General features: G+C 47.9%; 13 protein-coding genes. 6 read left to right on the top strand and 7 right to left on the bottom strand.

All coding sequences use genetic code 11. The features are described 5' to 3' along the window. The 4 genes from ABJO30_01230 to ABJO30_01245 form a co-directional block, all read left to right on the top strand. On the top strand, positions 1 to 6,901 hold a 6,901-nt coding region (locus tag ABJO30_01230), incomplete at its 5' end, for a type I secretion C-terminal target domain-containing protein (protein MEP3231430.1). 161 nt (positions 6,902 to 7,062) lie between these two features. Then, complete coding sequence (locus tag ABJO30_01235) at positions 7,063 to 8,418, top strand: TolC family outer membrane protein (GenBank protein ID MEP3231431.1); 1,356 nt, start codon at positions 7,063 to 7,065, stop codon at positions 8,416 to 8,418. 107 nt (positions 8,419 to 8,525) lie between these two features. Further along, positions 8,526 to 10,802, top strand: a complete 2,277-nt coding sequence (locus ABJO30_01240) for an ATP-binding cassette domain-containing protein (GenBank protein ID MEP3231432.1) — start codon at positions 8,526 to 8,528, stop codon at positions 10,800 to 10,802. Continuing rightward, positions 10,799 to 12,118 carry an HlyD family type I secretion periplasmic adaptor subunit gene (locus ABJO30_01245; GenBank protein MEP3231433.1) on the top strand — a complete coding sequence of 440 codons (1,320 nt, stop codon included), beginning with the start codon at positions 10,799 to 10,801 and terminating at the stop codon, positions 12,116 to 12,118. The genes ABJO30_01240 and ABJO30_01245 overlap by 4 nt, the downstream gene beginning before the upstream one ends. Before the next feature lie 298 nt (positions 12,119 to 12,416). Here ABJO30_01245 and ABJO30_01250 read toward each other — a convergent pair whose 3' ends face one another. From ABJO30_01250 to ABJO30_01275, 6 genes are all read right to left on the bottom strand, one after another. After that, a complete protein-coding gene (locus tag ABJO30_01250; protein MEP3231434.1) occupies positions 12,417 to 14,183 on the bottom strand; it encodes a PQQ-dependent methanol/ethanol family dehydrogenase in 1,767 nt (588 codons plus the stop codon). A gap of 201 nt (positions 14,184 to 14,384) precedes the next feature. Next, positions 14,385 to 15,179, bottom strand: coding sequence for an ABC transporter permease (locus ABJO30_01255; protein MEP3231435.1), 795 nt, complete (start codon positions 15,177 to 15,179; stop codon positions 14,385 to 14,387). Beyond that, positions 15,176 to 15,901, bottom strand: coding sequence for an ABC transporter ATP-binding protein (locus ABJO30_01260; GenBank protein MEP3231436.1), 726 nt, complete (start codon positions 15,899 to 15,901; stop codon positions 15,176 to 15,178). The genes ABJO30_01255 and ABJO30_01260 overlap by 4 nt, the downstream gene beginning before the upstream one ends. Further along, positions 15,898 to 16,335, bottom strand: coding sequence for a hypothetical protein (locus tag ABJO30_01265; protein MEP3231437.1), 438 nt, complete (start codon positions 16,333 to 16,335; stop codon positions 15,898 to 15,900). Before ABJO30_01265 ends, ABJO30_01260 begins: the two co-directional genes overlap by 4 nt. A gap of 8 nt (positions 16,336 to 16,343) precedes the next feature. Continuing rightward, positions 16,344 to 17,309 carry a YVTN family beta-propeller repeat protein gene (locus ABJO30_01270; protein ID MEP3231438.1) on the bottom strand — a complete coding sequence of 322 codons (966 nt, stop codon included), beginning with the start codon at positions 17,307 to 17,309 and terminating at the stop codon, positions 16,344 to 16,346. Positions 17,310 to 17,312: 3 nt separating this feature from the next. After that, on the bottom strand, positions 17,313 to 18,440 hold the full coding sequence (locus ABJO30_01275) for an ABC transporter substrate-binding protein (protein MEP3231439.1): 1,128 nt from the start codon (positions 18,438 to 18,440) through the stop codon (positions 17,313 to 17,315). A gap of 189 nt (positions 18,441 to 18,629) precedes the next feature. Between ABJO30_01275 and pedF the strand changes: the two genes are divergently transcribed. Both pedF and ABJO30_01285 read left to right on the top strand, forming a co-directional pair. After that, entirely contained in the window at positions 18,630 to 19,349 is a 720-nt protein-coding gene (gene pedF, locus ABJO30_01280) for a cytochrome c-550 PedF (GenBank protein MEP3231440.1), read from the top strand. Continuing rightward, positions 19,349 to 20,296 carry a transporter substrate-binding domain-containing protein gene (locus ABJO30_01285; GenBank protein ID MEP3231441.1) on the top strand — a complete coding sequence of 316 codons (948 nt, stop codon included), beginning with the start codon at positions 19,349 to 19,351 and terminating at the stop codon, positions 20,294 to 20,296. The genes pedF and ABJO30_01285 overlap by 1 nt, the downstream gene beginning before the upstream one ends. A 2-nt stretch (positions 20,297 to 20,298) precedes the next feature. On the opposite strand, the gene ABJO30_01290 is transcribed toward ABJO30_01285, so the two are convergent. After that, the coding region (locus tag ABJO30_01290) for a hypothetical protein (protein MEP3231442.1) at positions 20,299 to 20,512 on the bottom strand (214 nt) is incomplete at its 5' end.

Here is a 20,512-nt window from a genome sequence, read left to right on the forward strand (position 1 = left end):
CTTTGAAGGCACAGACATTGGCACGGCGACGTTTGTTCTTGATCCTGTCGCGGGCACCATCACCATTACCTCTTCCAGTGCAGACCGTGATGTGGCGCAAGCCGACATCAATGCTGTTCTTGATAGCCTTCAGGCACAAGCGCCAGCAGATAGTGATGAAGACCTAACCCTTGGTGTTGAAGTTACCACCACTGACAATGACGGTTCGACGGCCACGGGCATCGGGTCGCATACGATTGAAGTTGATGCTGTGGCTGATGGTGTTGTTGTGACTGGCAGCTCTGCTGGTAACGAAGACACACCGATTGCAATTGGCGCGGACATTGGTCTTGCCGAGATTGATGCGGATGGGTCTGAACGCATTACAGGTATTACCATCAGCGATATCCCAACGGGCGCCGATGCGCCGCAGAGTGTGACGCTTGATGGCAGTGAGCCAGCAACTGTATCATTTAGCTATGATGCAGCAACAGGTGTGGTGACGATTACATCGAGTAATCTGGATGAGGAAGCAGCCGACGCAGAAATCCGCGCAGCACTCGCAACCCTCACTCTCACGCCAGCGCTACATTCAGATGACGACTTCACGCTTAATGTCGCCGCTGATGTTCTTGATAATAATGGTTCAACAACCACCAGTGTTGGCGCCCATGCTGTCACCGTTACAGCTGTAGCAGATGCGCCAACGGCCAATGCAAATGTGGCTGTCACGACGGATGAAAACGATCCCATTTCCATATCTGGCATTGGGGCGACCGCGAGTTTGGATGAAGATGGTTCTGAGGCCCTTACATTTGTAATTTCAGGTGTTCCAGCAGGTGCAAGCTTTGATTCTGGAATTGATAATGGTGACGGCACCTTTACTTTCACCGAGGCTGAATTGGCGGCCGATCCTGTGTTTACTCCTGTTCCCGGTTTCTCAGGGCAAGTCGATTTAGTTCTTACCGCGCGGTCCACTGAGGCGCGCGATAACGCTGATGGCTTGAACTTTGAAGAAGACAGCCACACCATTACAATCACAGTTAATCCAGTTGTTGATGCGGCGACATTCGGTGGGTCGGGGTCTGAAATAGTCAACGAAGACACTGTCGTGAACGTTGGCGAAAATATTGACATCAATATTGGTGATGCTTCTGATGGTTCAACGGATGTTGATATTGTTTTCAGTGGTATTCCAGATAATGCCACGATTGATTTTACTGCTTTTGCAGGTATCGATGTCATCGATACACGCGCCACAGATGGGAACATCACGTTTGATATTCCAGCTGGATCATCCGCGACGGTTCAAGATGTACTTGACTTGATCGATACGTTTACGGTTACGCCTGCGGAAGACACGGATGAAAACTTCAGTGTTGGTGTTGAAGTAACCGTTAGCGAACCAGGCTCGGGCCTCGCGCCGGAGACAACCAATTTCAACCATGATGTCATCGTCCAAGCGGTCGCAGACGCGCCGACTGTTTCTGGCTCTGGTGGTGACATTGAAGATGCCACAACGCCAATTAGTGTGCCGATTAGTGTTGGGCTTGGTGATGTTGATGGTTCGGAAGAAATCACCGAGGTGGTGATTGGTGCCATTCCAGGGGCCGCAACTTTCGCGTTTACTGATCCGCTGCCTACTGGTGTCACGCTGAACTCCACAGTCACGGGCGGTGTGGAGACTATAACCATTGCGATAGACCCTGATGTCTTTACGGGTGGTTTGGCTGGATTGAATGCCTTCTTGGGAACAGCAACGATTGTTCCAGCAGCCAGTTCTGGTGATGATATTAACCTGTCTGTTACAGCAACAGCCACGGAAACAACGCCAACAGAACCAGGTGATGTGAGTGGTGGTATTGCGGTAGCAACGGCGTCAACAACTGCAACGGTTGTGGTTGATATTGTGCCAATTGCAGATGTGCCAAATGTTGTTGCGCCAGATGATCGCTCCATTGAAGAAGATCAAACGATCACGCTAACGGGGCAATCTGGTAGCTTGAACGATAATGATGGTTCAGAGACATTAACCTATCAAATTACGGCAAACAGTCTGCCTGCTGGTGTTGATCTTGAAGATCTGATTTTCACCACCGCAAGCGGCGCGCCAATTCCATTTGCAGATGGTGCTTTCCAATTGACGGCATCACAACTTGCTGGACTTCAATTTGCACCGGCTGAAAATGCCTCAGGTACATTTGATTTGCGCATAACGGCGACGGCAACGGATGCTGCAACGGATGATCCAGAAACAACGGCAACCGCATTTGATGATTTTGTCATCACGGTTGATGCACAAGCTGATGTGCCTCTAATTTCAGGTTCAACCACAGTCAATGAAGATGTCGGTGGGACTGGTGTTGTTGGGTTTGGTACCAATATCAATGCAAGAGTTGCTGATGCGGATGGCAGCGAAGTGATCACATCGGTTACGTTGTCGAATTTTGCAGGACCAGCAGCAGCGATTTCGTCGGTAAGTTTTGATAACACGATTGCCAATGTAACAATCGATACCTCGACGCCTGGTTCGTTTGTCATCACATCAAGCCGTACGGGCGCGAATGGTGAAGCCGATATTCAAGCTGCTATTGATAGCTTTGCCCTAACGCTTGTTACTCATGACGATGACAATATTACTTTTGATGTGACCGCGACCAGTCAGGACGAAGATGGATCGACGGCATCAACAGCGCCAACAAATCATCTAATTCGCGTGCGTGCAGTCGCTGATGACCCAACCGCAACGGCTGGTAACGTCAGTGGCTTAGAGGACACACCGATTGCGCTGAACCTATCGGCGTCTCCATCATTGGATTCTGATGGATCAGAAACATTGTCTGCGCGCATATCTGGCTTTCCAGATGGGTCATCAATCACCTCAACACTCGGCAGCTTGCCGGGAAATGGCAATATCTCATCTGCCAATAATGTGTTCACGGTGATAGCAGATACAACGGCTGATCTCAATGCAATCCTTGCATCTTTGCAAGTCAATCTTGCTGCAAATTTGCCATCACCAGCCACAAGTACCTTTAGCGGCACGCTAGAAGTGATTTCAACAGAAGCAGCGACAGGCATTGAAGTTGCCGTTGCACAAGCGGTTGATACAACAACATTCACAGTTGATGTGGAGGCGGTTGCTGATGGGGCGAATCTGTCTGTAACAGATGCGACTGGCGAGAATATTGGTTTTGAAGATACGCCAATCCGCCTATTGATTAATCCGCAACTGAGTGATGATGACGGTTCTGAAGTTATCACTGAGCTTGTGATTACTGGTGTGCCAGCTGGGGCAAGCATTATTGATCAAAATGGCAACCCAATTGGAACGCCTGTCGACAATGGAGATGGTACGTTTACCTTCACTTTTGATCAGGCTGAATCTGGGGATATTTTCGGCCAAGTGCCGCCTGCAATTTTCGTCTTGCCACCTCCAAATTCGAATGACGATTTCACCCTTGGCGTTTCTGTAACCGTTGCAGAAGACTTGCCCGGCAATGCTGGTGATGGGGATAGTGTCACGACAGGGCCAGTCCCGCTGAATGTTGTGGTAACAGGTGTTGCTGATCCGATTATCGCGCCACCTCTTGAGATTACAGCTGTTGAAGACCAGCCGATCACAATTGGTGATCAAATATCGACGCTTATCAGCGACTTGTTGGTTGATACAGACGGTTCTGAGACAGCGTCTTTGATTGTTTCTGGTTTGCCTGCTGGTTTTGTTCCTGCGGTTGGGTCATTGATTGGCCCTGGTATCTATTCAATTCCATTCGCGGATTTGGATCAATTTACACTTCCAGCCGATCCAAACTTCTCAGGTGATTATTTGGCGGATGTTTTGCCAAGCCTAGGGTTGGCAATTGTTGTTCAAGAAGATGACGGCAATCAAGCCGTGACTGATTTGGATGATATTACGATCACCGTTTCACCCGTTGTTGATGGCGCAAATTTGAACGACACAGTTCAGGTGACGGAAGACAACTCTATACCGCTAGCTGATGCAGATAATTTCAATTTCCGCGACAATGACGGCAGTGAAAGTTTGGTCAGCATCACCTTTGACCTAACAGGCTTGATTGCCAATGCAGGCATTCAAGGGCGCCTCAATGAATTGGAACCGGGCAATGCCGGTGATTCAGACATTGATTTCTTCATCAGCAACTTCATCGATGGCAATTTCACCGACAATGGTGACGGCACCATAACTGTGGCTGCTGGTGATGTGAATGGTGTATCGCTTGCGACGGAACCATTCCTTGATAGCAATAGAGATTTCAGCATCCCAATTACTGGGTTGTTTGAAGATACCAATGGCATCGAGACAGTTCAGGGCACAAGTTCGGGTACTTTCAGCATTGACCTGATCGGCGATGCTGATGTGCCAACGGCGTTGGCGGAAGATGCTTCAGGTGAAGCACGAAGCCCAATTGCACTGGCATTGTCAGGTGAATTGACTGATCGCGATACAGAATTTGGTGAACAGTCATCGGAATCTATCGATTACCTTATCCAGGTAGAAAACAATCCTGATGGTTTGCTTTTTGCCTTTACGGATGCAGATGGCAACCTGATTGGCACGCCTTTGTCTTCCAGCGTATTTTCTGTGTCAGAGGCAGATTTGGCAAACCTTCATTTGCTCGCAAATGGCGCCGCCGAAGACAGCATTTTGACGTTCTCATTGACCTCTATCTCCAGAGAGAATGACGGAGATTTAGAAACATTCTCTGCGCCAGCTAATTTCACGGTCACTGTTGAGCCTGATCCAAACGGCAATACAGAGGATGGCAATCCACCCGCGATACCAAGCTTAGGCTTAGATTCTGGATTGTCTGCACAGGAAGATGGCGCGATTGTTCTTGATTTAACAATCGCGGCAGAACCGGGCACTCAAACTGGTGTGGTATTCTCCAATATCCCCGATGGTGTGATTGTATCAGGCGCGCTTTTTGATCCAGGTACAGGTGTTTATTTTGCCTCTGCTGAGGATGTAAACAACGGTCTTGTAACGTTCAGCATCGACGAGGATGGCCCACTCGCAGACAGCGATGAAAGCATTGATATTACGGTTGAAGCGACATCAACCAATGCAAACCTGCAGTCAACATCTTCAGGCGCTTCAGTTTTCAGCATCCCTGTAACGGCTGAGGCTGATGGACCGAACTTTTCAATTGGCAATCCCAATGGTTTGGAAGATAACGAATTGGCGCTCGGCCTTTCTATCGGGCTGGAAGACAATGACGGTTCTGAGAGTATCTCGGGTGATGTTACAATCATTGTTCCAGACACTGTCGTGCTCAACAATGCGGGTGCTGGTGTGTCATCAGGTGGATTTACCACCTTCACGGTGCCAGCGGCTGATCTTGGCAATGTCTCGCTTGCACCAGAATCGGATGCGGCAGGCAGCTTTGACATCACTGTAAGAGCAACCTCACAAGAAGCCAGCAATGGCGATAGCTTGGAGACGGAAGAGACCTTTACGGTCAATATTGACGCTGTCGCAGATACGCCGATTGCAATAGCAAACGACGCGTCAGGCGACGAAGATACACCGATTGCACTTACAGGCCTTTCAGCAGCCTTGGACGATGCGGATGGTTCGGAAACATTGTCTGTCACAATCAGCGGTCTGCCTGATGATACCTTGCTGTCGGCGGGTACGAATAACGGTGATGGGTCTTTCACTATTGCTGCTGCTGATCTTGCTACTTTGACGCTAACGCCGCCGCGCAATTTTGCGGGTGTGCTAAATCTCAGTCTCAATGCATTTGCAATTGATTCAAACGGTGATCTTGCGTCAGTGGCTGTTCCATTCGATGTGACAGTGAACGCGGTGGTTGACTCCATTGGTATCACCCCAGTGCCCGTAAGTGGGGCTGAAGATACAGTCGTTGCGCTTGATCTGGATGTTCGTCAAGAAGATGAAAATGAACAAGTAGAATTGGTTTTCACCAATGTTGCTAACGGTTCAATTGTCAGCACTGGTGGGAGCCTTGTTGATGATGGAAACGGGCAATTCACCTTCCTTGGAACGGCAGCAGAAGCAGCGGCATTGAGTTTTGATCCTGATGCTAATTTCTCAGGCGAAGTGGTCTTTGATGTGGATGCAACATCCGTTGAAACTGGTGCGACTATTCAACGCAGTGATACGCAGTCAGCATCTGTAACAATCACAATCGATCCTGTTGCAGACAGCGTAACATTGGCCCCAATTAACGCTCAGGTGTTAGAGGGCGGCGTCGTGGATGTTGTTCATGGGGTAAGTCTTGAAGATGCCGACGAAACTGTAGAGCTGGTCATTACGGGTGTTTCTAACGGAACCTTGACTGCGGCCTCTGGCGTTTTGAGTGATGATGGTGGCGGGCAGTTCACCTTTACTGGCACGCAGGAAGAAGCAGATTCATTGCAGTTCGACCCCGTTGATGGCTTTGATGGGGACGTCAATTTAAGTATTGCCGCGACCCCTATTGATGGCGATGACCGAGGTGTGACGGTCAATGATACGTTGTCGATTTCTGTCGATCCAGCCTCTTCTGTTCTCACCGGTGATGGCAGCGCAAATGTGCTCACTGGTAATGCGCTGGATAATACAATTTTGGGCGGACAGGGAGCTGATGTGCTAACGGGCGGTGCTGGTGCTGACACCTTCGTCTATGAGCTAAGCGATGACGATGGCAATCTCGATACGATTACAGATTTCAGTATTGGAGAGGGTGACGCGCTCGATCTATCTGCATTGATTGATACGGAAAACGACCCGATTGAAGACTTCTTATCATTGTCAGATGATGGCACGGATACGACTGTTTCCATCGATGCTGATGGCAATGGTGGTGGTGGTGCGGTTGAGCTAGTGATTCTCGAAGGAGTTACAGGTTCAGACCTTGCAGGGTTGGCCAATGGCGGAAATTTAGTTGTGTAACTATGAATAAACACCTATTATATGCGTTATAAATACCACTTATATTGGAATAACCTGCTTTCCCATTTGTTTTTCGTGGAAAAATAGTGGGCGACCGAGCATTTATGCGGATTTTTGCTAACGTTGATTAGTCTTAAATCGGTTAAATTTTGGTGTGGACTATGTGGCAGAGAACTAAAATAGGTGGATTAACGGTAACCTTGTTGGTTGGTTTGGGTACTTTTTCTACAAATGCGGAAACATTGAGAAGTGTTGTACGAGAAGTACTTATAGATAATCCGGAAATTGCCGCTTTAGCTCTCAATCGAGCCGCTATTGAACAAGAAGAGCGGCAAGCAAAGGGCTTGAAACGTCCCAACGTAGACCTTTTCGGCGGTGTTGGTGTGGGCCGTGATGATAGAAACTTCATCCGTGATGGCGCCAGCGTCCAAGGGGATATTGGCGTTTCTCTTACCCAAAAGCTCTTTGATGGTTTTGAGGCGAAAAACAGAATTAAGCGCCAAAAAGCGCGCGGTGCTTCTGCGCGAAGCCGGGTTAAAGATGCTTCAAACATAGTAACTCTCCAAGTTGTTCGCGCGTTTTTAGAAACACGCCGAGCCCATACAATTGCTTCAGTTGCCCGCCAAAATGTCGGCGCTCACCAACGTATCGTCGGCAAAGTGCGTGAAAGTGCGAATGCGGGGCGTGGAACGAATACTCAAGTTCAACAAGCGCTGGCTCAATTGGAGCAGGCAAAGATTGATCTTGAAAGTGCTGAGCTACAAATCCTCGATGCACGCACAGCGTTTTTCTCCGTTGTTGGGCGTGAGCCTGGGAAATTGCATAAGGTGAAGGTGCCAAGCATTCATTTCCCTCACACAGTACAAGATGCGGTCGCGCTTGCGACGTCGCAATCGCCTGCAGTTCAAGCCCGCGTTTTTGATGCAGATGCCGCTCTTTCTGCGGTTGAAGTGGCAAAAGCCTCCCGTTTCCCGCAGGTAGATCTTGAAGCATCCGTATTTGAAACTTTCAATGAAACACCAGGCGGCGGCGGATCTGAATTTGATGGGCAAGCCCTTGTAAGGTTCAAGTACAAACTTTATGGCGGCGGCATTAATCGTTCGAGAAGACGCGAAGCAGAACTTCGTGCGGCCGAAGCCCGCAATGATGTGGAAATTACGAAACGCACCATATCGCGCGATGTACGTCTTGCTTATGGACAAACGACGACAGCCAAACGACGTGTTGCTTTAATGCGCAGTAAAGCAAACCGCGCTGGACGTATTTTGCCAGATTATCTTGCTCAATTTGATGCCGGTCGCCGGTCATTGCTTGATGTGTTGGATATCCAAAACGATATTTTCGTTAATCGTTCTGCGGCCGTTTCAGAAGAATTCACAGGCAAATTCAACCGCTTTCGGATTCTAGCGTTGAGCGGGAAACTGGTTCAATCTTTGGGCGTTCAGTTGCCAAAAGCGGCGACGCAGACATACCGACTAACGATTGAAGATGTCGATGCATGGGAAAACTTGCGATAAACGCAGTTAAACCATCAATATCAGCGCCAACCTTCCACATGGTAAGTAATCTCTTAACGGCTTTCACGTAAATTGAATACTACCTAAAGTTGTTGGTGGTGTTGATTTTGAATAAAGATATTGAAAGTCTCAAAAAGACAGTTAACGCGTTCGTAGCTGATGGCTCCGAAGGTCTTGATCAAAAAGGTGATGTGGCCGATTTAAAGCCTAAGCCTTTAGCGCGGGCCTTATCGTATGTTTGCGAACGGTTTGATCATCCTGTTTCGCCATACGCAATTGAGCACACGACTGTCTTTGCAGACAATAAAACCGATGTTGAAACATTGCCTGTTATTGGCGACGCTATTGGTCTTAATGTCACTCGATTTTCTGGAAAATTAAAGCGGCTTTCCAATGCCTCGCTGCCAGCCATTGCTAAGATGAGTAATGGATATGCCGTCATCACGTCGGTTACGGCAGAGCAGAAAAATAAAACCCTCACGTTTAGCCTGTTTGCCGACAAAGATGACGACGACAAGCAAGACCAAACGATATTGCTGAGCGACTTTATCGGCAAAAATCCTGTGCTGATGACATGCCAACGCGCAGACGATGAAAAAGACGATGCGCCCATATCAGTGCGTGGTTTGTTTTCGTCTCCAATCTTCTCCTCTGAAGCGCTGTTTGCCACCATTGCAATCAACGTAATCGGCCTTGGCATCCCGCTGTTCACGATGAATGTCTATGATCGCGTGCTGCCTAATTTCTCGCTTGATACACTGACTGTTTTGGCAATTGGGGTCTGTTTGGCCGCTTTGTTTGATTTTGCGCTTAGGCTTTTGCGAACCCACATCGTTGATGGAACATCGCGGCGGATTGATGTGCTGTTTTTGAACCGCATTTTCGCCCGCTATCTTGCAACAGCCTTGTCTAAAGAACGCCGAATGGTGGGCAGTGATGCCAATGCGTTTCGGGATACAGATGTTATTCGCGAATTTCATTCTTCCGCATCATTAGCGATTTTTGGCGACTTACCTTTTATCTTCCTGTTTGTTGGTGTGATTGCATTTATCGGCGGCCCGTTGGTTTACGTCACAATAATCGCGATCACTCTCATGCTGCTGGTTGGTTTTTTGGTGCAGCGGCCTTTGGCTAAAATCACAGAAGAAGCTTATCAAAACACAGCCAACCGCAATACGGTGTTGATTGAGACAATATCAGGCATTGAAACACTTAAAGCGATCGGGCTTGAACGTAAGGCCGCGCAAAAGTGGGAAAAAGCCGCTGCGGCTCAAATTCGTTCCGGTGTAAAAAGTCGGGCCTATACCAATTTTGCGATGAGTTTCATGGTTTTAGCTCAAACAGTTGCAACCGTCGCACTCGTCGTTGCAGCGGTTCATCTCATTATTGCTGGCACAATATCTGCCGGTGCGATGCTTGCTTGCATGATCATCCAAGGTCGCGCAATGGGGCCAGTTAGTCAGATTTCCAGTTTGGTTTTGCGCTTGTATCAAGTTAAGGCCGCTGAGCGCGCCTTGAGCGAAATACAATCACGACCATTAGAGCGCCGCGAAACTAGTCGCTTTATCAAACACCCGGGCATCAAAGGCGATGTTCAGTTTGAAAATGTTTCCTTCACTTACGATGATGAGAGCAAAGTCGCGGCATTAAAAGATGTGTCGCTCTCCATTAAGCAAGGTGAGAAGGTTGCCATTATCGGCCATTCGGGCTCTGGCAAAACGACATTATTAAAAATCCTCGCAAAATTATACGCGCCAGACTCAGGGCGGGTTTTCGTCGACGGCATTGGTTTGTCCGCGCTTGACCCTTCAGAAATCCGTCGCCACATAGGTTGGGCGGGTGCTGATGCGACTTTGTTCGCGGGAACGATCCGCGAAAACTTGATGGGCCACATGCCGTCTCTCACTGATGTTGATTTGGTGAATGCTGTGCGTACATCTGGATCGCTTAGCTGGATCAACGGTTTGTCCCACGGCTTTGACACGCTCTTAACGGAGGGCGGAACCAATCTTTCCTCTGGCCAAAGACAAACCCTCGTCTTAGCGCGCGCCATCATTTCCAATCCACCTTTGCTGCTTCTCGATGAACCAACAAGCAATATGGACGGGCGGTTGGAGCGTGTTGTTATTGATGGTTTTGAAAAAGCAAATCGAGATCATACTTTGCTGGTGGTGACACACAGACCGAGTACTTTTGAATTGGTTGACCGCATTATCGTTATGGACAAAGGCGAAGTTCTGTTTGATGGCCCTAAAGACAAGGTGCTTGCAAAATTGTCTGAAGGTAAGAAGCCAAACCGCAAGATTAGTATTCATAAAGCGCGCCGAACAAATATCCAATCCACGCAGATAAAAACGCGCAAGAGTGCAGGGGGTGAGGCATGAAACTTACCATGAAACAGAATGATACTTTGACCTCTGAAAGCGCAGACTTACTAGAAGCGCCTAAGTTTTTTCTGCGGCTAACACAGGTTGTTTTGATCTTGTTCCTCAGCGCTTTTATTGCTTGGGCAGCTTTCGCACAGGTTGAACAATCCACGCGTGCTGATGGCAATGTTATTCCTGCAGGTAAGGTCCAAGTTGTTCAGAATTTGGAAGGCGGGATTATCAGTGTGATCCACGTGCAAGATGGCGACACGATTGAGGCGGGAGAACCGCTGGTTGAAATTAGCACCGCACAAGCTTCTTCTTCATTGAAGGAAGCTGAGGAAAAAATCGTCGGCTATGAAGGCGCAATTGTTCGTCTTGAAGCTGAGCGTGATGATGTCGCGCCCCAATTTGATGCAGAATTTATCGCAAAATATCCAGCCGTCGTGAACGGGCAAATTGGATTGCATGAGGCGCGACAAAATTCAAAAACGGCATTTTTAGCGGAACAAGATTCTGAAATAGCGCAACGTCAGCATGAAATCTCAGAACAACAATCCAAAGCAAAATCAGCCAAAAGTCGGTTAGAGCTTGCACAGTCAGAGCGCAACATTATTGCCCCACTGGTAAAAAGAGGAGCGGCCCCCAAGCTTGAACTCTTAACGTTGGAGCGCCAAATCACGGAGATTAAAGAGGGCATTGCAACGGCTGAAAATGCGGTTCCCCGTTTAAAAGCTGCCATTCAAAGTCATAAGGAAATTAAAACCCGAGAACTTAGCCGACTGCGCAGCGATCTATTAAACGAGCTCAATGAAACACGCACTGCATTGTCTGCTTTGAAAGAAGCGATCAAGGGAACGCAGGATCAACTAAAACGCGCCATTGTGCGCTCCCCCGTTGCAGGCACAGTAAAGTCGATCAACGTCAACACGCTAGGACAGGTCATCTCATCAGGCGTGGATATTGTTGAGATCATTCCAGCCGATGATTCACTGCTCATCGAGGGGCGGGTGCCGCCTCAAGACATCGCCTTTTTGCGTCCCGATCTTGAAACAAACATTCGTATGACGGCCTATGATTTCTCAATTTATGGCAGTCTTAAAGGTAAGCTAGAGTCCATTTCTGCCGACAGTATTGAGGACGATGAAGGCAACCGTTTTTATCGTATTAAGGTGCGAGCAGATAAAAATGTGTTGGAGCGGGACGGTGAAAGCTTTCCAATTATTCCTGGTATGACGGCTGAAATAAACATTGTGACGGGCGAACGTACGATCTTGGAATATATGATGAAGCCTGTTGTTAAGACGCTGTCACGGTCGCTGCATGAGCGATAAAAGGGTTGCTTATTAGCCCAATCCGTTAGTAAACACGTAAACGCCATTTCACAGAGTTTGTGATTTTACGCTCGTTGATTAAACGTCTCATCGCAATGGTTGAATGGACATTAGTCACCAAAGCTGCCGCTTGATCGATGTATTGAAAACTTAATTGCAAGCAGTATCAAGTAAGATGACCGCAAACTGACCTATCAGTAACTTGACCAGGATCAAAGCGCGGGCATCTTTGTTTCGCTGGCTGCTATTTTATCTTAAATTTTGGGCCTGACAGTGATCACCATCAGGCCCGTTATTCTTAGTTTGAAGAGGCAAGTTGTTTTGGCAATTTGAAGGTCCAAAGTGTTCCGCCTTGATTGAGGTAGTTCACCTTCTTGGCAACTTCACCACCCCAAAGTGGAACAGCGCCGCCCCAACCAGAGATAACTGAGACATATTGCTCGCCGTCTTGTTCCCAAGTAACGGGCTGGCCAACAATGCCTGAACCAGTTTGGAAAGACCAAAGCTGCTCACCTGTTTCATCATCAAACGCGATGAACTCACCTTCTGGTGTTCCCGTAAAGACGAGGCCGCCAGCAGTTGTCATGACACCGGCCCAAAGGGGAGCATTGTTTTTGAATTCCCATTTAACCTCACCAGTGTCAGGGTCAATGGCTTTAAGTGATCCAATATGATCTTTAAAGATCGGCTTGATGGTGAAGCCAGAACCCAAATAAGCGGCACCCTTTTTATAGGTCACAGGTTCATTCCAAATATCCATGCCCCATTCATTGGAAGGAACATAGAAGTTGCCTGTTTTTGGCGAGTGCGCCATTGGCATCCAGTTTTTACCACCTAGGAAAGACGGGACTGTAAAGGTCGTCTCTCCTTTTTTGCCATCAGCGGCAGCCGAAGGGTCGCCGGGGCGATTATCTTCGTTGAAAATAGGTCGGCCATTTTCATCAATGCCTTTTGCCCATGTGATGTTTTTTACAAAGGGGGTTGCTGAAACAAATTTCCCATCTTGACGGTCAAGCACATAGAAGAACCCATTGCGGTCTGCTGTGGCCCAGCGTTTGTTGCCAGACTTATCTGTGTAAGCGACCATCTCATTCACACCATCATAATCCCAGCCTTCGCGTGGGGTGGTTTGAAAGTGCCATTTGATTTCGCCTGTAGCAGGGTCCATGCCGATGCGGCTGGCGGCATAAAGGTTGTCGCCTTCGGTGCCTTTTGGATTACCTGCCGATCTTAGCCATGAATTCCAAGGCGCTGGATTGCCTGCGCCAAAGACGATTGTATCTGTATCGGCATCATAAGAGCCGCCGAGCCAAGTTGCGCCGCCGCCGGTTTTCCAAAGGTCTCCTGGCCAAGTCGCGTTAAGCGTTCCTGTTCTGGTCGATTGTTCGCCGTTTAAAGTCCCAAAGTGGCCTTCAATAACGGGACGCGTCCAAACAAGATCACCTGTTTCTGCGTTGCGCGCTTGCACTTCACCAACAATGCCAAATTCGCCACCAGAGTTACCTGTAATGACAAGACCATTTACGATGAGGGGGGCGGATGTATAGGAGTAGCCTGCTTTATAATCGGCAATTTTTTTGCGCCAAGCAACTTTGCCAGTTTTAGCATCTAGGGCAACAATGCGGGCATCAAGTGTGCCGAAATATACTTTATCGCCGTAGATTGCAGCGCCACGATTGACCACATCACAACAAGGCAAAATACCTTCTGGCAAGCGGGCATCATATTGCCATACTTCTCTACCTGTTTTCACATCAATCGCGTAAAGGCGAGAGTAAGAACCCGTAATGAACATCAACCCATCATGGATAAGCGGCTGGGTTTCTTGTCCGCGTTGTTTTTCACCGCCGAGAGAGAAAGCCCAAGCAGGGAGAAGGTTTTTAACATTGCTCTTATTCAATTTTTCAAGTGGCGAATGACGTTGTAAATGTCGCCCCATACCATTTGTCAAAATACTGGTCGTCGTTGCTGTGTCATTTGCAAGATCAGCTTCAGTCACCCCTTCAGCCAAAGCAGTCGTGGCCATTAGTGCTGTTGCAATGCTTGCGATAATTAGTTTTTTCATTTCTTCCTCCCTCAAATATAAATAATAATTTCAAACGGCCTCCCACCATTTCAAAGAATGTTAACTTAAGAATTCTTGACTAGCAAATGGTTGAAAATTAAATTTTCGTGTCCGTGCAGGTGATTTAAAAATAGGTGTTTTTAAATACTGTATTTTGTTGGTGAAAACCAAAGCAAACGACAATCAAAAGCGCAAAGTTTTCTAAGCTGCTTTTCGTGCAAGCCCAGTTCTGGCTGGGTTATAGCCCCACACACTTGCCCCTAAAAATACCAATAAGGCGCAGACCACAACGACAAGCGCTGTGCCGTTAAACTGGCCGTAAAGCGCGAAACGGAGCAATTCAACGGCATGTGAAAAAGGGTTCCATGCACAGATGTTCTTCAACAAAACAGATGCTTCAGCCATTTTCCAAAGCGGATATAAGGCTGTTGATAAAAAGAACATTGGGAAGATCACAAAATTCATAACGCCTGCAAAGTTCTCAAGTTGTTTGATCGTTGCAGATAGAAAAAGCCCCAAACCGCCGAGCATCAATCCGTTTAACAATAAGATGGGCAGGGCCAAGATATATCCATGGATCGGGAATGTGATGCCAACCAAAGCTGCGATTGCCAAAAAGCAATAGACTTGCACGATGGATACAAACGTTCCTGCAAGCAGTTTTGAAAACAAGAGCCACCAGCGCGGAATAGGGCTGGTTAAAAGCAATCTCATTGATCCCATTTCGCGGTCATAAACCAGACTGAGCGAAGATTGCATTCCGTTGAAGAGTTGCACCATGCCGCAAAGGCCCGGCACGATATAAACTTCATAGGTGATGTAGGTTTCATAGGGTGGTGCAATGGAAAGGCCGAGGGCGGCTCTAAAGCCAGCGGCAAAAACAATCAACCAAATGAGGGGGCGCACCAGTGAGGCAATAAACCGACCCCGTTGCGAAACAAACCTCAGCGCCTCGCGTTTAATAATGGCTTGCGTGCCAATCAATGCATGCTTCATGCGACTTGGCTTTCTGTTAATTCCGCAAAGCGGGCGGATAGTGATTGCTCGCCTGTTATGTCTTTGCAAATGCCATCTTTGAGTATTTTGCCTTGATGCAAAATAACCAGCTGATCATCAGGTAAAACCTCATCAACCAAATGGGTTGCCCATAATACTGTTATGCCTTGCTCGGATGTAATTTTATGAGCGTGATCCGTGATCATGCGGCGCGTTTCTGCGTCCAATCCTACGGTTGGTTCATCCAACAAAAGCACCTGCGGTTGATGAATTAAAGCGCGTGCAATTTCCGTGCGCCGAAGGTGCCCGCCGTTTAATGCACGCACGGTTTCATGCGCCCTATGTTGCATATCAAGTCGCTCTAAAGCGGCTTCAATGGCGCGACTTGCTGCTTTGCCTGAAAGGCCGTGAAGGGCTGCTGCATAGAGCAGATTTTGGCGGACGGTTAGATCCTTGTCTAACGTTGGCTGCTGGAACACGACGCCAATTTTAGACAGGGCAAGATTTGGCTTTTGAAAGAGGTCTATCCCATCAATATGAACGCGCCCGCTGGAGGGCGTGAACAGCCGTGTCAAAAGCGCAAATAGCGTCGATTTTCCCGCGCCATTGGGACCAAGCAAGGCACAAAAAGCACCCTTAGCTACAGTAAAACTGATACCATCTAAGGCATTCTTATTGCCATAAGAATGCAGCAAACTTTCAACCTTGAGGCCTTCATTCACTCGATGATTATCTCCACTTGTTGCAACTGGCTGCCCGGCACGCCAAACTTATAGGTCCCAGGTTTAATTGCAAGAAAGCTGATCTCTGCTGTGCCTGCTTCGTCAAATTCGAGGCTATCAACGCCCAAAGGTCTGATCTCGATGCCTTCTATGACAATTTCATCAATCCAAATAGCCCGAAAGAAACCAGCACCTGCAAGGGCTAATTCTTGACTGCCATCTGCGGTGATCTCGAGTTCATAATAGGTGCCTGATTTAAGCTTGATCTGCTTTTCATCCAAAAGAGGTTCACCAGAAGAAAGCGAAAGTTCTAAGGTTTCGCCACGGTTCTTTTTTGACAAGACCCCCGCTTGACCAAACCCGCTATCGTCATGGGCAATAGCAATTTGAAGGGCTCCGAAGATAAAGGTTATCGCTAAGATTAGTGTTTTCATCTTATTTCCTATTTTGTCGTTGGCCTAAACGCAGCACCCCATGGGAACCGGCCAACTTTTACGCTTTTGGTTGCTTTCAAGCTTTCAACATCGATGATCGTAACATCACCCGATACGCCATTTGTTGTAAACAGCTTGCTTTCATCTGCATTAAAAGCCATGTGCCAAACGCGTCTTCCAACGAGAATATAATCAATCACTTTGTAGGTTTTGGGGTCCACCACCGCGATATGATTGGAGGGGCCAAGCGCCACGAAAACATATTTGCCGTCTTTGGTTTTTTCAAAGCCAACAGGTTGAACTTTGTCTTTATGGACACCGGAGATTTCAAAAAGGATTTTGGCTTTTTCGTCTTTTGTGTCGGTATCAAACACGGTTATCGTTCCGCCGATTTCAGCGCTTACCCAAAGTTCGGAGCCATCATGGGAAAACTCTGCATGGCGCGGGCGTTGGTCGACCAAAGTATTGGCGATAATTTTCTGGGTTTCGGTATCAATCCAATGGGCCATATTGGTCGTTTCAGAGGTCGTAATAACCGTTTTCCCATCGGGCGAAACAGCCATGCCTTCAGGTTCAATGCCCACATCAATTTGAGCGATAACCCGACGCTCATCAACATCAACAACGGTTGTAATCGCGTCGTCTTCATTGGCGATATATAAGAGCTTATTATTGGGGTGAAGCACAAATTGTTCGGGGTCTTCGCCCGATGGCAATTCATGCAAAATCTTGCCCGTGTCTGGGTCGATGACTTGAACTGTATCGCTATCAGAAGCGCAGACAAAAACGACGGAATAGTCTTGTGCAAAGGTTATCCCGCGCGGTCGTTCGCCAACCTCAATTGTTCTAATAACCTTCTCACTTTCAACATCAATAATGCTGATCGTATCGTCTTTCTCATTGGTCACCCAAATTTCGTCCGCCGCGACGGTCGTTGAAAAAAGGGATAAGGCCAAAATTGTTACAAAACGCATGTGTTATTCCGTAAATGTTGCACAGGAAGATTCTGCTTGATCCAAACCCAATGTATCAAGCTCATTTCGCTGATGTAAAAATCCATCAAGAGGCGCGATTGCGACCACCGCCCGCGCATGAGACAGCACGATTGGTTGGCGCATTTGACCGTTCCATTTTCGATAGGTGAGCGGGCGACCTTTAAAGCCGCCTAAAGCAAATTCATCCGATAAAACGTAGGATTTTACCGCGTCCAAATCAGCCGAATTTGTGCGTGTTACCGCTTCGCCCACAGTGCGAACAGCAGCCCATGCCGCATAATCGATTGGGCGCATTTGCCGACGATGTTCTTTGTAAAATCGGCTTTGCAATTGGGCCGCACCATGCTGCTCAACAGACGCACTCCATGCAGAAGGCACCACCCCTTCAGACCCTGCAATGGGGCGCGGTATCCACGTATTGTAAATGACATAGCGCCCGAAATCGCCACGCTCGTCAGCAATAACCATCATGTCGTGGTTGGGGAAATCTTGGGTAAAAAGCGGCACTTCTTGAGCGGCATTGCGGCGCATATCAGCATCAAAATCCCACTGTTTCTTCTGGACAATGGTGACGCCGAATTTCTTCGCCGATTTTTCTAAAGCGGCGAGATAGGATTTGTCCGCATCATAAGCGCCATGAATGAGCGCCCATTTTGACCATCGTTTTTTAACGGCAAATTGTGCCAGCGCGTCAGACAACATCGTGCGGGATGGCATTGTATGAAGCAAATTGGCACGACAGGCTTCGCCTCTCAAGCGCGTCTCGCGTGAACTCACATTGAACAAGAGGGCATTTTTAGCTTCTGGCAGTTTTGCAATTTTTGAAATGATCTCTTGAGGGGCATTGAGCAGCAAATAAGGGCTCTCTTTGAGCATTGCTTGAGCTGCGGCTAAAGCATCGCCTCCCTCTTCTACAATCTGTTTTTGAAGCGCATAACTATGGTCCAAAAACTTGCCCGTTGTGCTGTTGTCAGACAAGCCAATTTCGGCCCCTGCAAAGCCTTCATCTTCAGGTATTTCATCTAGGTTTGAAAGAATGGGTGGCCTTGGAACAATTTGTTCAAGGTAGCCTATTTGAATGTTTTCTTCTGCACGAGTTTGGTTTGCCATGAGGCAAAAGCTAAACGCTACAACCAAAACTCGTAAAACCATCAAACACTCCCCAATTGATGGCTTTAGATAATCATAGAAAATAGTTTTAATGCAAGTCGAATGCAGAAAAGATCATTCGGATTTTCAAGTAAAGTTGCCTGCCAACAAACTATCACTTAAGCTTGTTGTAATTCATTGGAGGATGAAATGGGTTTTAATAAATATGCTTTGGTTGGTTTAGGCATTGGGGCTGCCAGTATGGCGATTATTCCCCTTGATTATGTGAAAGCGCACGGCGACGTAACACCGCAGGCGGTTGATACATCACAATTGCCAGATATTGGCGAAGAGTGGCTTGAAGAAAACCCATGGCGAGACCCAACAAGTAAACAATGGGCGACGGCGATTGAAGTTGGTGCCTCAGGCTACAATCAAAACTGCGCGCGTTGCCATGGGCTGGAAGTGATTTCTGGAGGATTGGCACCCGACCTGCGTTTTCTTGAAGCCAATATCGATGGGGACGAATGGTACGCGGAGCGCTATCAATTTGGTTACACGCAAAATGGCACAACCAAAATGCCAGCATTTGGAGAATTGCTAGGTCAAAAGGCAGCTTGGGCCATTCGCACCTATATTGAAACGAGGCCTGACGATGGTGCGCTGGATGATCATGCCGCGCGGCTAATAGAAATCCGCGACCAGCTTACCGCTCATGTTAAAGCGGGAAAATCGGCGGGCGAGGTCAGCGAAGACATTGCTCCGCTTATCAAGGAAATGGATGAGATTGCAAAATCTGTTGCAACAGCCTCAGAAGCGCCCATTGCAGATTCCGCAGCTTCCAGAGCGGTGCACCATTTAAGCGGTGAAACACCCAACCTCGTCAAAGCAGTCGATGCTCTGACCGTTGGCCTTTCTGCGGCGCAATAATGCTTGTGCGTTTTATCTCTTCTCTTGTGAGCCTCGTCTTATTTAGCGCCATGTTTGCAATGGTGCCGTTGGGCACGAGCGGTGAGGCTTACGCGCAAGCGAACAACTGCGAGAATGTGAAATTTGGGTTTGGCCATTATCGTAAACCGCAAAACACAGGCCGCGATATTCACGGTAAAAGCCTCGACGATTTGCAAGAACAAGGCTGGATGCGCTTTGCCGTTTATTCAGACTTTCCGCCTTACTCCTATAAGAAGGATGGCAAGCTTGTTGGCGTTGATATTGACCTTGCCCATTTGATTGCAAAAGAGCTGCAAGTAGAGGCGCGGTTTTATGAAGCAGCAGCCGGTGAGAATGTGGATGCTGATCTGCGCAATCATGTCTGGAAAGGCGGCATTGTTGGCGGCGCTGTTTCTAATGTGATGATGCATATCCCGTATAACCGCGAGCTTGTTTGTCGCAATGAGCAAGTTGTTTTGGGCGGGCAATATTACAATGAGAAGATCGCGATTGCTTACGCCAAACATGAATATGAAGATGGCAGCAAACCGACACCTGCTTATTTTCGCTTTGACGAGGTGGGCGTTGAAAATGACACCCTTGCAGACTTTTATCTCTCTGGCCTGCTTGGGGGGCAACTTATTCCGAAAATGACGCGGTTCAAAAATGTTGAAGAAGCAATGATTGCTTTGGATGCAGGGCAAGTCAAAGCGGTGATGGGCCCGCTTGGTCAGCTTGAACATGGACTGACTGACAAGCTTGCTGTTCATACCCCACCGCTTCCAGGTCTTGCTCTTGGTACATGGACATTATCTGTCGCGACAAACTTTCGCTGGCGTCCATTGGGTTATGCGGTTGATGATGCAATTGTTGCAGCAATCAATGACGGTCGGATGGAAGCAATTTTCAAAAAGCACGGCCTCACATTTACAAAACCTGATTGGTGATTTTATCCAATGTTGCTGACGTGGCCGTTCGTATTTTTCAAAATTACTTTTTGAACGACGCCCCTTGCGACTAGCCTTTTTGCAAGTGCTTCATCGGCTGCTAAGGCGAGGGCGGTTGAATAGCCATCAGCCAACATTGCGTTTTCAGCAACGACACTCACAGTATCCCATATAGCTGCTTTCTTGTTGCCACTGGGGTGCAGAATATGGCTTGTG

This window comes from Hyphomicrobiales bacterium, from assembly GCA_039973685.1.
GTDB lineage: Bacteria > Pseudomonadota > Alphaproteobacteria > Rhizobiales > JACESI01 > JACESI01.

Bases quoted from the DNA above. Each gene is read 5' to 3' on its own strand.
- ABJO30_01235 (MEP3231431.1), top strand. From the start codon at position 7,063: ATGTGGCAGAGAACTAAAATAGGTGGATTAACGGTAACCTTGTTGGTT.
- ABJO30_01245 (MEP3231433.1), top strand. From the start codon at position 10,799: ATGAAACTTACCATGAAACAGAATGATACTTTGACCTCTGAAAGCGCA.
- ABJO30_01250 (MEP3231434.1), bottom strand. From the start codon at position 14,183: ATGAAAAAACTAATTATCGCAAGCATTGCAACAGCACTAATGGCCACG.
- ABJO30_01255 (MEP3231435.1), bottom strand. From the start codon at position 15,179: ATGAAGCATGCATTGATTGGCACGCAAGCCATTATTAAACGCGAGGCG.
- ABJO30_01265 (MEP3231437.1), bottom strand. From the start codon at position 16,335: ATGAAAACACTAATCTTAGCGATAACCTTTATCTTCGGAGCCCTTCAA.
- ABJO30_01270 (MEP3231438.1), bottom strand. From the start codon at position 17,309: ATGCGTTTTGTAACAATTTTGGCCTTATCCCTTTTTTCAACGACCGTC.
- ABJO30_01275 (MEP3231439.1), bottom strand. From the start codon at position 18,440: ATGGCAAACCAAACTCGTGCAGAAGAAAACATTCAAATAGGCTACCTT.
- pedF (MEP3231440.1), top strand. From the start codon at position 18,630: ATGGGTTTTAATAAATATGCTTTGGTTGGTTTAGGCATTGGGGCTGCC.
- ABJO30_01285 (MEP3231441.1), top strand. From the start codon at position 19,349: ATGCTTGTGCGTTTTATCTCTTCTCTTGTGAGCCTCGTCTTATTTAGC.